This window comes from Arcicella rosea (genome assembly GCF_014204325.1).
Taxonomy (GTDB): Bacteria; Bacteroidota; Bacteroidia; order Cytophagales; family Spirosomataceae; genus Arcicella; species Arcicella rosea_A.
Map to the genome: position 1 here is coordinate 20,234 of NZ_JACHKT010000014.1, position 12,855 is coordinate 33,088.

Here is a 12,855-nt window from a genome sequence, read left to right on the forward strand (position 1 = left end):
TACCCCCAATAATCATTTTTGGGGTAGGGGATTTTCATGTTAAAACCTTAATAAATTCTTAAAAAACACTGAATATAATCAGTACTTTAATCCATGAAAAATTCATACTTTTTTAGAAAGAGTATATCCATCGTCATTATTTTATTAATGACTGTCAATGCTATTTTCGCTCAAAATGCCATTATCAAAGGTAAAATAACTACTGCTGATGGCAAGCCTGCCGAATTTGTAAATGTACAATTGAATGGCACTAACAAAGGGACAATTTCGGACGTAAACGGAGCATATCGTTTGGAACGTGTAAAATCAGGAAGTTTTACGATTAAAGTAAGTTTAATCGGATTGGAAACCAAAGAGCAACGCATAGAAGTAAAAGCAGGAAAAACGTTCGTCGTTGATTTTACTTTAGCCGAAACAGCCAATCAATTGCAAGAAGTAGTGGTTTCTGCCAACAATAAATTCGCCCAAAAAGAAACGGACTTTGTAGCTAGAATGCCTTTGAAAAACCTTGAAAATCCACAAGCTTATAATGTGGTGAGTAAAGAACTTTTGAAAGAACAATTGGTGACAAGTTTTGACGATGCCATTAAAAATGCACCGGGAGTTAATCGCCTTTGGACAGCCACTGGAAGAGGTGGAGACGGTGCGGGCTATTTTTCGATGCGTGGGTTTTCAGTACAACCAACCATGATTAATGGCGTAGCAGGACAAACCAACGGAGGTATCGACCCAGCCAATATCGAACGCATTGAAAGTATCAAAGGGCCATCAGGAACACTTTTTGGAAGTAGCTTGATTTCTTTTGGCGGTCTGTTGAACATTGTTACCAAGAAACCTTATGAAAGTTTTGGCGGAGAAATTAGCTATTCTTTAGGTGGTTATGATTTAAGCAGACTTGCCGTGGATGTCAATACGCCACTTGATAAAGAACAACACGCTTTGTTGAGAATCAATGGCTCTACGAATTATCAAGGTAGTTTCCAAGATGCAGGTTTTAGAAAAAGTACTTTTGTGGCACCAAGCCTTACTTATAAAGTGAATGATAAATTGTCGGTGAATATTACGACAGAATTCATGACGCAAACGGGGACAAATCCATTGATGATTTTCTTGAACAGAGCTCGTCCATTAATTGCAAAAACGCCAGAAGAATTACAGTTTAATTATTTCCGCTCTTATACAAGTAATGATATTACAATTACAAACAACACGCTTAATGTTTTTGGTCAGGCAAATTACAAGATTTCTGATAAATGGACTTCGCAAACGAATATTTCTAAAAGTGTCAGAAATTCAGACGGTTACTATTCTTATATCATGTATCAACAAGCGAGTGATACTTTGATAAACCGCTTGATTAGCGACCAAACTGCCACAGGAACAACGACGAATCTTCAACAAAACTTTATTGGCGATTTCAACATTGGTAAAATTCGTAATCGTTTGTTGGCGGGTGTAGATTACCTGCAACTCATTACGCATAACAATAGCTCGGCTTATATTTTATTCGACCAAATAAATACCAGCAAAGAAAACGACCCACGTTATGCGATGCTAACGAAACAAGCTTTAGATGCAAAATTGGCGGCGAATACTGCACCAACAAAATCGCAAACGGAATCTAAAACTTATAGTGCTTATGTTTCAGATGTGTTTAATCTTACAGAGAAATTAATGGTAATGGCAAGTTTACGTTTCGACCATTTTGAAAATATCGGGACAACCAATTTTGCCACAGGGGTTACGTCGGGGAATTATACACAAAATGCCTTGTCACCAAAACTGGGTCTTGTGTATCAAGTATTGAAAGATAAAGTAGCCATTTTTGGAAATTATATGAATGGTTTCAGAAATGTAGCACCTGTTACGCAGCCTTTTGCAGACATCGACGGAACCTTTAAACCTCAACAAGCTAACCAATATGAAGGTGGTGTTAAGCTCGACCTTTTACATAATCGACTGAGTTTAACGGCAAGTTATTATGACATCATGATCAATAACATAACTCGTTCAGACATCCTGATTCGTGATGGAAGACAATACAATGTTACTGTTCAAGATGGTTCTCAACAAAGTAAAGGTATTGAATTTGATTTAGTTGCGAATCCAATCAATGGTTTAAATATAATGTTTGGCTATGCTCATAACGACAGTAAGCAAACTAAAGTAGCTGAAAGTTTATTGAACCGTCGTCCTAATAGTGCAGGGCCAGCTGATTTGGTGAATTTTTGGGCGAGCTATACTTTCCTAAAAGGACAAGTAAAAGGCTTAGGTTTAGGGTTTGGTGGAAACTATGCCAGTAAAAACGAAATCACCAACAATGCTATCACGGGCGTATTTACTTTGCCAAGTTATACAGTGTTGAATGCAACGGTATTTTATGGGATACAAAAATTCAGAGTGGGCTTGAAAGTAGATAACCTGACCAACAAAGAGTATTTCAGTGGTTGGTCAACCGTAGAACCACAAATGCCTCGTCGTTTAATGGGTAGCGTTACTTTCAAATTTTAAACCTCTGCATTCATGAAATTATATTTAACAAGTATTTTTATTTTTCTGAGCATGTGTGTTTATGCTCAGAAAAGTACTTTGTCGGGAAGTATTTCTGATACAAAAAATGCCAAATTACCGGGCATCAATGTAATATTGAAAGGCACAAAATTTGGTACGACGACGAATCAAGACGGTTTTTTCTCAATTGCCAACGTCAAAGAAGGCGAATATACTTTGCAATTTTCGGGAATTGGTTATGAAACCCTTCTTCAAAAAGTAAAAATTACCTCTGAAAACTCATCGTTAGCGATTCAATTAAATGAATCGCTAACGGAATTGCAAACCGTTGAAATTACAGGTAGAAAAGAGACAGAATACAAGAACAATTCAACTTTTATCGGTTCTAAATCGGCAACTGCACTAAAAGACCTTCCGCAGTCAATCAGTTATGTTACCAAAGAATTGATTCAAGATCAAGCTGCTTTTAGGGTAAACGATATTGTGAAAAATATGAGTGGTGTAAGTCAATTTTCATTTTATAATGATTTGACTATCAGAGGTCATCGTGTAAGCGGAAACGATAATTATTCCATGTTAGTAAACGGAATGCGTGCTTTTACGAGTTTTTGGAAACAGCAATTAATTCCGCATATCGAACGTGTTGAAGTCATCAAAGGTCCATCGTCGGCACTTTTTGGAAATGCAGCGGCGGGCGGTTCGTTGAATCGTGTAACGAAAAAACCTTTAGACGAAAAACGTCAATCTTTCAATATTTCGATGGGAAGTTTTGCTAATTTCCGTACCACAGCCGATTTTACAGGGCCAATGAACGAAGAGAAAACACTCTTGTATCGTTTGAATTTGGGCTATGAGAATTCTGGTTCGTTCAGAGATTTACAATTCGAAAAAAACTATATCATTGCTCCGTCCTTTTCCTTCTTACCCAATAATAAAACCCGTTTAAATTTTGATATTGTTCTACAAAGTGGTGATTCTCGATTAGACAGGGGTCAATCAGTGTTGGGAACAGGCGATTTATATTCTACGCCCATTTCTAAATCATTAAACCGTTCAAATGATTATTTGAAAGAAAACGTATATAATGCTACGATTTCCTTGAATCATAAGTTTTCAAATCATGTTAGTTTCAATTCTTCATTTATGCGTACTGCTTATGACGAAGATTTATTGGAACATCGTTCAGCCAATACTTATGCCAAAAATGCAACGGGCGGATTGATAGATTCGGAAATAGAAATGCAGGTTTTTATTCGTAAAAGAACCTTTAATGTTGATAATGTTTCTAATTACTTCAACATTGATTTTGGCTTAGGACAAACTGCTCATAAAGTGGTTTTGGGCTATGATTATGCTCAAGAAGTATTAGCCCCAGGCGGTTCGCAACTTACGGCAAGAGGTTATAGAAACGCAACGAACACAGGAAGTATCAATACTTATGACCCGACGAAAAAAGCTAATTACTTATTAGATGCCAAAGGAAATCCCGTGCCAAATGTTGCTCATTATGATTTGACGGCAGCAAATCCTTATTTTTTGGCAGATATGAGTAAATATTTCTATCAAAGAACAGATTATGCACCAACGTTTTATTCAACACAAGGCGTGTATTTGCAAGACCAGATTACGTATAAAAAACTACAAGTACTTTTAGGTTTACGTCAAGACTATTTTACAGATTTAGAAAATTATAAAACGGCAACCGAAAATAAAGTAACACAAAAAGCCCTTATTCCGAGATTAGGATTGGTTTATAGCCTGAACAAAAACGTGAATGCTTATGGTACTTTCGTGAAAGGTTATCAGCCACAAACTTCTACAGCGGTTTCTAATGTAAATGCTGGTGGTCCTTTCGACCCACTTTACAGTACACTTTATGAAGTTGGTGCAAAATCGGATTGGTTCGATAAACGTCTCACAGCCAATGTTTCAATTTATCAATTAACGGTTGATGGTGCTTTGTACAATGCAGGCGTAAGTGGTCAGCCCGATTTATTGACACAAGTAGGGCGTGAAGTATCAAAAGGGATAGAATTGGATGTTATTGGACAATTGGCAACCAACTGGAATTTAATCATCAATTATTCCTACAACGATGCCACTTTTACCCAAAGTAAAGACGAAACTTTAATCGGTCGCCAGAAACCAAACGCCCCAAAACATCAAGGAAATATCTGGACGAAATACGTTATCGGAAAAGGAAGTTTAAGTGGTTTGGGTATTGGTTTAGGAACAAATTTCGCTACCGAACGTTTGGGTTCGATTGTAGCCGCCAATGCCGAACCACAAGTAATACCTGCGTATCAGCTTTTTACAGGAGCGATTTACTATAAAATTGCTAAATGCCAAATACAATTAAATGCCAATAACCTGACCAATAAAACTTATTGGGTGGGCGGATATGATAAAATCAGAATGTTTCCGGGTGCACCACGGAACTGGATGCTAAGTATTAACTATACTTTATAATATGAAAAGTATTAAGAAAATTATTGGACAAATACACCTCTGGCTCGGACTAATCTCTGGGCTGGTGGTGTTTGTGGTGTCTATTACCGGAGCATTGTATGCTTTTCAGGAAGAATTTGACAACGTTTCTAAACCTGATTTTTTGTATGTCAATGACTTCGGAAATCATCAGCGATTAGCTCCAAGTGTTTTACTGAATAATTTCAAAAAAGCCTATCCCAAAGAAAAGGTAAATCAATTGAGGCTAAAAACGATTCCCGAAAATGCTGCCGCTCTTGTTATTACCCAGAAAAAGAAAGTAATAGCATTAAACCCATTCACGGGAAAAATTCATGGAGAAAGACAACTCGACCGAGATTTTATGACAGTTGTGGTACAAATTCACATAAACCTACTGTTGGGACATATTGGCGAAGAAATTATCAAGTGGAATACGCTTATCTTTTTTGTGATGTTGCTTTCGGGCTTGTATTTGTGGTTTCCTTCCAAACGAAATCAATTAAAGTCAGCATTCAAGATGAAATGGAATGCTACTCGAAAACGCATTAATTACGATTTACACAATGTTTGGGGCTTTTATATGCTCTGGATTTTATTGCCTATTACGCTTACTGGACTTTTTTGGGTGTTCGACAGCGTACCAGAAGCTATTTACAAAATCAGTAATACCAAAATGACCTACAACAAAAAGGTCAACTCTGTGTATCAACCTCATGCCAAAATGGTATCGGTAGATTCACTTTTGAATGTTGTAAGTACTTATGGCAATTACGCTACTGCCAATATTCAACTGCCCAAAGACAGCATCGGAAATTATCGTTTTGTGATGCGTTATCCTTATCGCTGGGTACGAAAACAAAATACTTTTACTTTCGACCAATATACGGGCAAATTACTCAATCAAGATTTGTACGAGAACTTTACTACTGCCGATAAAATCAGGGTGTCCAACTACGATATTCATACGGGACGAATGTTTGGTTTTATCGGTAAAATTTTAGCCCTTTTAGCAGGACTTTTCGGAGCAAGTTTGCCCATTACAGGCTTTTATATTTGGTGGGGACGACGAAAAAAAGAGAAACAAAAAACAAAAAATACAAACCATTCCAAAGGAGTATCACAAAAAATAATGTTAAAAATATCATGAAAAAACTATTCACCGCTATTGTATTGATGGGAGTATCAATCTTAGCAAATGCTCAAAAATCAGAAGACATCAAGGCTATTAAAGGTCAATGTGGTTGTTTTGATATAAAATTCAGTTATGCCGAAACCTTTGCACCTGATAAAAATTACCAATTTCATGACCGTTACGTAACAGGCGGAAGAGAATGGGTTTTTGTGGACGAAGAAAGTAAAGATAAATTAGTGTTAATGCACTTGTTGGTCATTAATGACACCATGGTGATAAAACACTGGCGTGAAGATTGGCAATATGAAAACACAGATTTATTGGCTTTTGATAAAGGAATGACTTGGAAAGCAACCCAATTACCTAAAAACCAAGTAAAAGGACAATGGACGCAATCTGTTTTTGAAGTAAACGATATGCCACGTTATGAAGGAACGGCTTCGTGGATTCATAAAGATGGCAAACACCTTTGGGCAAATATTACGGATGCACCACTGCCAAGAAGAGAATATACTAAACGTTCTGATTATCAAGTATTAAGAAGAAATAATCGTATTCATGTAACGCCTGCTGGTTATTTGCATGAACAAGATAACGATAAAGTAATGCGTGATGCTTCGGGCGATAAATTATTGGCTCAAGAAAAAGGATTGAACGATTATCAAAAAATAGATGATGCTAAATGTAAACAAGCCATTGATTTTTGGGCAAAAAATAAAGAATACTGGGTAGATGTACGTGCTGTTTGGGGACAATTGATTGCTCAAAACAAAGGATTAAGCCTAAAAGCTAAATCAGAAGACGGAAAAATGTTGTGGAAAGAATTAGATGATTTGGTTGAAGGATTCAAGAAAATAGAAGTAAAAAGTGCAGCTCAACGCCAAACAGAAATTCGTTCGTTAATTAATAAGTATTTGATTAATAGCGAATTATATTCCTTCAAAAATTAACTTGTAATAAGAAAGATTTTAGAGGCAAGATACAAGACGAGTGATAAATTCAAGTCCTAGTTCCTGATTGGAAATAAAAGGCAAATTGAAATACGAAATAGATATATCAATGTATATTTGTTTCGTATTTTAATTGAAAAAGAGATGAGTTTCCCAGAAAAAACAATTTTTGTATGCGATGGCAAAAAATGCAGTAAGTATAAAGATGTCCGTAAATTTTTGAAGGAGTCTATCAAAAAGCATGGTATGGATGATACCGTCGGTATCGTAAAAATAGAATGTACCGATCATTGCAAGGATGCTCCTGTGATGTGTTTTCAGCCCAGTAACCAATGGTTTACTGAGGTTTCGATGTGGCAAGCAGACCAACTTTTTAAGGAAATAATTTTAAGCTAAATAAAAAAGAGCTTTCTGAATTACTCAGAAAGCTCTTTTTTATTACTCCTCACTACCAATTTTTGCGATTTCTTTATCCAGTACAAATTTCCCTGTTGGGCTTTCTGAATCAATCAAATCGAATAATTCTAAGGCTCTGCGAGCATTCTTTTCTTCTTCTCTTTGTTCAGTTACAAACCACATCATAAAATCTTCCGTAGCATAATCGTTTACTTCACGAGCTTTCGCTACAATTTTATTAATTGAAATGGTTACTGCAATTTCACTTTGTAAAGCGATTTCAAAAACACTTTTTAAAGAAGCGAATTCCTGTGCTACTTCATCAATCACTGGTGTGATAGCCGTTCCGCCTACTTCTGTGATATATTTAAAAATCTTAAGGAAGTGTTCTCTTTCTTCTTCAGCTTGTTTGTAAAGATATTCAGCTGATTTTGCATATCCATTTCTATCTAGCCACGAAGCCATCGCTAAATATCTTTGAGAAGCCTCAGCTTCTATTTTGCACTGAGCATTTAATGCTATTTCGATTTCTTCTTTGAGCGAAGTACGGAGTCTTAGTAAGTCTTTCATCTTATTCCTCTTTTATTTAATATAAGGAAAATTAATAAAAAAGAGGATAGAAAGATTGGGAAATGATGGAAAATGCTTAGAATTTGTACTAAGTCTAAACAACTTCGAAGTCTCCTAATACTTCATGCAACATAGAATACATTTCAATAGCGAACCTTGCTCCATCAAGTAATTCTCTTAATTGAACAATATCACACAACGTTAATTTAAGCGAAAGTTGATTTTGAGGAAACTCAAGAATCTCAAAATCATATTGATCTGAAATGTTAAAAATCATTTCATGAATATTAACCGCTTGAACTTTTCTTCTGAAAGCTAAAAAATCTTGAATTTTAAAAGCAAAGCTCAATTCTTTAAAATTCAAATAAATTTTATCCGACAAATCGCATTGCAAAACACTTCCCTTTTGGGTTGTGAATAATTCATGTTGGTAAGTACTCGAAAATAACATTGATTCTCATTTTTTATCTTCCTCAAAATTAAGCTTCAAAAAGAATTAAATCAAGTATTATTTGAAATAAGTCTAAATAAAATTTAACAACGATGATATTTTAAATGAAAAACAACTAAAATGCCTTATTTTGGCATATAACTAATTACATTCTAGTACTTTACTCTTTCAACTAAACCGTTTTCTTTTTTTGTTGATAGTCAGCAATCGTCAGTAATAATGATGGTAATAGAATTAAATTGGTAACCATCGCAACCAATAAAGTAATTGAAACCATTACGCCCATTGCCGCAGTACCACCAAAACTTGAAACCGCAAAAATTGAGAAACCACAGAAAAGAATAATGGCTGTATAAACCATACTTAAACCCGTGCCAAAAATACTGTTGGTGATGGCCTGCGAAACGCTATGACCCCTTTCGTATAATTCCTGACGATACCTTGTTAGGAAATAAACCGTTCCATCGGAAGCAATTCCGAAAGTGATGCTAAATACTAGAATGGTAGAAGGTTTAAAGTGAATATCCCAGAAACCCATCAAACCTGCTGTTAATGCCAAAGGAATTAAACAAGGAAGTTTTGAGAGAATAATTACTGGAATAGAACGGAAAAGTGCCATGCCAACAATCGCAATTAAACCAATGGCAATCAATAAACTTTCGTAGAGATTCGCAAGTAAGTAATCATTACTTTTCAAGAAAACTAAGCTATGCCCCGTTAGACTTACTTTGTATTCTTTTGGGTCGAAGATTTCATCTACTTGCGGGCGAATTTCATCTATTAATTCTTTAATGCGAACAGAACCCACGTCAGCCATTTGGAAACTGATACGAGTAACGCTTTTATCTTCATTCAAAAACGATTTGAATTGTTTTGAAGAAGCGCTACCATTCTGTACATATTCCGTCAATTTAGCAAGTTCCAACACGTTCGGCAATACAAAATACTTGGCATCGCCACCACGATATGATTGATATAAAAATCTAGTTGCTTCAACAATTGATAATGGTTTTGAGAACTCCTTGTAAGCTCTCATTTTGTTTTGTAAAGCCTTGATTTTATATAAAGTACGTGCTTGATTTGCAAAAACGCCATTGGGTTTTTTGGTATCAATCATGATTTCAAAAGGTAAAACGCCATTGAAATTTTTCTCGAAAAATCTTAAATCTGTATAAATTGGGTCATTTTTTGGTAAATCATCAACCACATAACCAATCACTTGTACTTTCGTGATGCCATAAGCCGAAATCAGCACCACAATAAAAACCACCGAATAAATGGCTTTTCGTTGATGATGTACCAAGTAATTGATTTTTGCTAGAAAATTATTAATCCATTTTACTTCCAAATGTTTTAAATGACGAGCCTTCGGCAAGCCCATATAAAACAACGCAATCGGAATTAATAGAATACAAAGCAGATAAGTAATCATGACATTGAGTGCGGCAATGACACCAAATTCAACCAAAAGACTACTGTTGGTAAAGTAAAAAACGCCGAAACCAATGGCTGTAGTGACATTCGCCAAGAAAGTAGAAAGTCCAATGCCAGTAATCATGTTGTTAAGAGCAAGCTCTTTATTACCATGCTGAATTAATTCTGCTTGGTATTTATTAATTAAAAATACAGCATTTGGAATGCCAATTACGATTAATAATGGTGGTATTAAACCTGTAAGAATTGTGATTTTATAACCTAATAATTGAAGTGTTCCGAGCGAGAAAATTACCCCAATCAGAACTACGAAAATTGAAAGTAAGGTAAAACGAACCGAACGGAAAAAGAACCAAAGAATTAAACCCGTAATCAAAATGGCTAAACCCATAAACAGTTTCATTTCTTTAGATACCTTTAGCATCGTAGCTGTACGAATAAAAGGCATACCAGAAAAGTGTAGCTCGGTTTGATTTTTAATAGAGTAATCTGTGGCCAGTTTTTTTATCTGATTTACAATGGCAATTCTATTGACTGAATTCAATGTTTTTTCATTGAAAGTAATAGCCATTAAAGCTGTGTTGCTTTCTTGATTAATTACCTTGCCGTCGTAAAATTTCAAGGCTAAAACTTTTTGCTGAATAGAATCTAATTGTACTTGAGAAATAGGCGTATTGCCATGAATCGGCACTACTTCAAATTTTTTGAGGACATCATTCCGCTTTAATTCGTATAAATTGGCAATCGAAATAATGTTTTTGATACCGTCTAATTGTTTAATATCTTCTGTTAGCTTAACAAGGTTTTGATACTTTTCTAATTCAAAAAGCTTGGGAGATTGCCAGCCAATTACCATGATACTTCCGTCTTCACCAAAAGTTTTACGAAAATCTTGATACTCTTTCTCGATAGGGTCGTAAGCGGGAAGAATCCTAGCAATTTCATAAGAAAGCTCTATTTTGCTGGCTTCAAAACCCGTAAAAACCGTTGAGCTAAGAATAATTCCTATCCAGAGGATGCGATATTGAATGATTAATTTGGCAATTGTATTCCACATAATGATATGATTTTGGAATCCTGATGTAGTAACAAAAGGATTATTTCCTGAAATAACAATCAGGAATTAGTAAAGATATTTCTCTTCACTTTTAGATTTTTCTAAAATATGAAAAGAAATAAATTGATAAAACTAGTGATAGAGTAACGTAAAATCATCAAAAACTCTGTAAAGCTTTTGTGAAATTGTTTTTATGAGAAGAAACTCAAGGGGCATTTTTTGCAATAAAATGCTCAAATAAAATCTGATAAAAATAGCGTTTAAAATGAGATGGTGTTTCAAACTGGAATGCTAATGGATTGGTATTTTGAATGTAAGAAAGGACTGATAGTGCGTCTGGTTGCTCGCTTGTAGCGTTTAAATCCACAAATACTCTAATATTAGAACCGAGGGTTTGTTGTTCGCTTGGGCTTTCGATTTTACATTTATGCTTGCCAAAATGTTGAGCTTGTTTCACCGACAATGTTCTTCCATAAACAGAAAACACCAATATTTGGCACATTAAGAATGTGCTAAATAACCGTATTATGAAAGATTTTTTTTGCATATCAGAATGCAAAATTACGGTGTTTTTTGTTAGAAAGAAATATTTTACTAAGAAGAGACTAGGAGTAAAGTAACAAGAAAAAGCCCTGCATCAGAATGACGCAAGGCTGAATTACAAATTGAAAGCAAAGAGGGTTCTTAAACTTTTGTTTTAACCAGTTTTGAAAGTCCTTTTGTCGCTCTCCACTGGTCATTTCCGCCAAGTACATTTTGAACAGTATATTTTTTGACGTCTGATTTTGCTAATTGTTTTGACCATTGTACTCTTGCTTGCGAAATACCACCTACTTCTCTTGAGTGATACTCTGCATAAAAAGCAGTTTTTTCCGCATTTACTTTATGCCAATTATGCCATCCTTCTGGCTTAATGATGTTCGACATTTCACAACATAAAAATACCGTTTTAGCATAATCTCGCCACGGCCTTCCTAAATAATAAGTAGCTGCTGGGGCACTTCCTGTTAAAGTACAACGATTAAATACAAAACCATGAGATTGATTCTCTGGCGTTGAGGCAGCCGTAAAGAAGCCTGCATCTAATTTACCATTTAATTGGCAATGGTCAAAATACGCAATTGCCCAGCCAAAAATAAAATCTACCGTACCTTCAATATAACAGTTTTTATAATACTGTCGAGTACCAGCACGCTTTGGGTATAAAGTATCTTGAAATCCTAAAAAACGACAATTGATAAAACGAGCCTTATCGCCGTCAACTAACATCGCTACTGCTTGTCCTACAGGGCCAGCACCATTTGCAAAAGTAATGTTTACGGCAGTAAAATCATCTGCAACGATTCTGGTGGATGCGGAAGTCGTAGTACTTATTTTTATACCATTTTGACCTAATTTTCCAGAAAAATCATCGAAAGTTAAAATGGTACCAGAGGCATTTTCTCCGACGAGCGTCACCATATTTTTGGTAGAATCTAGGACGATTTTTTCCTTATAAGTACCACTTTTAACAAAAATTAGTACAGGAGTATTGTTATTAAGAGGAACAGCATCAAAAGCTTCTTGAATACTTTTGAAATCTCCACTACCATCTTTCGCCACCGTTATTTGTTTGGCTGGTGAAGCCAATAAATCCATACTTAGCATACAGCAGAAGTAAAGGAAAAGGAATTTTAATTTTGACATGATATTTATCTATTCAATATCAGGAATAATTTCGGCTCGAATTGCTAAATCAAGTCAAAATGCGTCCTCATTTAATGTTTAGTAATTGTTTTTGGTTAAGTAATTTTGAATCATGTAAATTTATATAAACTTTTCAATATAAATTATGATTTTAATTGTTTTTTGTAAATATTAGTCATTAAATGAAGTTGATAGGTAG

Annotated in this window: 10 protein-coding genes; 5 read left to right on the top strand and 5 right to left on the bottom strand. The window is 35.2% G+C overall.

Annotated features, from left to right (window positions below; all coding sequences use genetic code 11):
- Positions 1-93 precede the first annotated feature (93 nt).
- The 5 genes from HNP25_RS10770 to HNP25_RS10790 all read left to right on the top strand — a co-directional run bounded on the left by HNP25_RS10770 (position 94) and on the right by HNP25_RS10790 (position 7,458).
- Positions 94-2,511: a TonB-dependent receptor gene (locus HNP25_RS10770; RefSeq protein WP_184134058.1), complete on the top strand. Its 2,418-nt coding sequence runs from the start codon at positions 94-96 to the stop codon at positions 2,509-2,511.
- Between the two features lie 12 nt (positions 2,512-2,523).
- Positions 2,524-4,980 carry a TonB-dependent receptor gene (locus tag HNP25_RS10775; RefSeq protein ID WP_184134060.1) on the top strand — a complete coding sequence of 819 codons (2,457 nt, stop codon included), beginning with the start codon at positions 2,524-2,526 and terminating at the stop codon, positions 4,978-4,980.
- Between the two features lies 1 nt (position 4,981).
- Positions 4,982-6,127 carry a PepSY-associated TM helix domain-containing protein gene (locus HNP25_RS10780; protein ID WP_184134061.1) on the top strand — a complete coding sequence of 382 codons (1,146 nt, stop codon included), beginning with the start codon at positions 4,982-4,984 and terminating at the stop codon, positions 6,125-6,127.
- Entirely contained in the window at positions 6,124-7,062 is a 939-nt protein-coding gene (locus HNP25_RS10785; RefSeq protein WP_184134062.1) for a DUF6607 family protein, read from the top strand. The genes HNP25_RS10780 and HNP25_RS10785 overlap by 4 nt, the downstream gene beginning before the upstream one ends.
- A 144-nt stretch (positions 7,063-7,206) precedes the next feature.
- Positions 7,207-7,458, top strand: coding sequence for a (2Fe-2S) ferredoxin domain-containing protein (locus tag HNP25_RS10790; protein WP_184134064.1), 252 nt, complete (start codon positions 7,207-7,209; stop codon positions 7,456-7,458).
- Between the two features lie 42 nt (positions 7,459-7,500).
- Here the strand turns inward: HNP25_RS10790 and HNP25_RS10795 are convergent, their stop codons facing one another.
- The 5 genes from HNP25_RS10795 to HNP25_RS10815 all read right to left on the bottom strand — a co-directional run bounded on the left by HNP25_RS10795 (position 7,501) and on the right by HNP25_RS10815 (position 12,656).
- Positions 7,501-8,028, bottom strand: coding sequence for a ferritin (locus HNP25_RS10795; RefSeq protein WP_184134066.1), 528 nt, complete (start codon positions 8,026-8,028; stop codon positions 7,501-7,503).
- A 94-nt stretch (positions 8,029-8,122) separates the two neighbouring features.
- A complete protein-coding gene (locus HNP25_RS10800) occupies positions 8,123-8,479 on the bottom strand; it encodes a hypothetical protein (RefSeq protein ID WP_184134067.1) in 357 nt (118 codons plus the stop codon).
- A gap of 172 nt (positions 8,480-8,651) precedes the next feature.
- Complete coding sequence (locus tag HNP25_RS10805) at positions 8,652-10,970, bottom strand: efflux RND transporter permease subunit (RefSeq protein ID WP_184134069.1); 2,319 nt, start codon at positions 10,968-10,970, stop codon at positions 8,652-8,654.
- A 205-nt stretch (positions 10,971-11,175) separates the two neighbouring features.
- The gene (locus HNP25_RS10810; protein WP_184134070.1) at positions 11,176-11,472 is read right to left on the bottom strand and encodes a hypothetical protein; all 297 of its coding nucleotides are present in this window, start codon (positions 11,470-11,472) and stop codon (positions 11,176-11,178) included.
- 182 nt (positions 11,473-11,654) lie between these two features.
- Entirely contained in the window at positions 11,655-12,656 is a 1,002-nt protein-coding gene (locus HNP25_RS10815) for a pectinesterase family protein (RefSeq protein ID WP_184134072.1), read from the bottom strand.
- Positions 12,657-12,855: the final 199 nt, after the last annotated feature.

Coding starts and splice junctions, on each gene's coding strand:
- HNP25_RS10770 (WP_184134058.1), top strand. CDS start 94: ATGAAAAATTCATACTTTTTTAGAAAGAGTATATCCATCGTCATTATT.
- HNP25_RS10775 (WP_184134060.1), top strand. CDS start 2,524: ATGAAATTATATTTAACAAGTATTTTTATTTTTCTGAGCATGTGTGTT.
- HNP25_RS10780 (WP_184134061.1), top strand. CDS start 4,982: ATGAAAAGTATTAAGAAAATTATTGGACAAATACACCTCTGGCTCGGA.
- HNP25_RS10785 (WP_184134062.1), top strand. CDS start 6,124: ATGAAAAAACTATTCACCGCTATTGTATTGATGGGAGTATCAATCTTA.
- HNP25_RS10790 (WP_184134064.1), top strand. CDS start 7,207: ATGAGTTTCCCAGAAAAAACAATTTTTGTATGCGATGGCAAAAAATGC.
- HNP25_RS10795 (WP_184134066.1), bottom strand. CDS start 8,028: ATGAAAGACTTACTAAGACTCCGTACTTCGCTCAAAGAAGAAATCGAA.
- HNP25_RS10800 (WP_184134067.1), bottom strand. CDS start 8,479: ATGTTATTTTCGAGTACTTACCAACATGAATTATTCACAACCCAAAAG.
- HNP25_RS10805 (WP_184134069.1), bottom strand. CDS start 10,970: ATGTGGAATACAATTGCCAAATTAATCATTCAATATCGCATCCTCTGG.
- HNP25_RS10810 (WP_184134070.1), bottom strand. CDS start 11,472: ATGTGCCAAATATTGGTGTTTTCTGTTTATGGAAGAACATTGTCGGTG.
- HNP25_RS10815 (WP_184134072.1), bottom strand. CDS start 12,656: ATGTCAAAATTAAAATTCCTTTTCCTTTACTTCTGCTGTATGCTAAGT.